Below are 496 nucleotides of genomic sequence, written 5' to 3'. Positions count from 1 at the left end.
ATGCATTACGAAGGGAATTACATTGAGCGAAGAATTTGAGAGTGTTCATTTCAAGAGTGGTGAGCTGAATATGAGTAAGCCTGAAACTTTGTACTTCGAGCTAGTTGGTGAGGAAGCTGAACTTGTTCAAATAGATGAAATGGTTAAAGATCATTTTTTGTGGTCAGATTCAGGTAATGGCTTCAGAAAAATATTTACTAGTGTTCTAGCGAGTAGGGAACATGATACACCATACGAGGCAGTCATGAGATTAGATTCCATTACTCGATACAAGGTAGTGCCAATAGGCGCTCGAGTTGGTTTAGGGCGCATGTTTTAAAAATGCATAACAAGGCGTTCAAGTGGGATTCATGCCGCGTGGCATTTTTGGTATGCGGCGAGTTTTGGTGATGAGAGTGGTCTGCGGAAGGTTGGTTTTTGCGGCACTCACCCCTTAACGCGGCGTTAGGCCCAAATAGTATACAAGGAAGTTCAATGAGTAAATTAGTGGTTTATT

General features: G+C 41.9%; 2 protein-coding genes. Both read left to right on the top strand.

Annotation, left to right across the window (positions count from 1 at the left end):
• Positions 1-319 (top strand): hypothetical protein (locus FC652_RS20260; protein WP_217904694.1); only part of this gene is annotated, 319 nt, incomplete at its 5' end.
• Between the two features lie 6 nt (positions 320-325).
• On the top strand, positions 326-448 hold the full coding sequence (locus tag FC652_RS20255) for a DUF3265 domain-containing protein (RefSeq protein WP_176299918.1): 123 nt from the start codon (positions 326-328) through the stop codon (positions 446-448).
• Positions 449-496: the final 48 nt, after the last annotated feature.

It is taken from the genome of Vibrio sp. 05-20-BW147 (assembly GCF_013369385.1).
GTDB lineage: Bacteria > Pseudomonadota > Gammaproteobacteria > Enterobacterales > Vibrionaceae > Vibrio > Vibrio floridensis.
The sequence above is the reverse complement of the archived record's forward strand: the minus strand, read 5'-3'. Positions and strand labels throughout refer to the sequence as shown.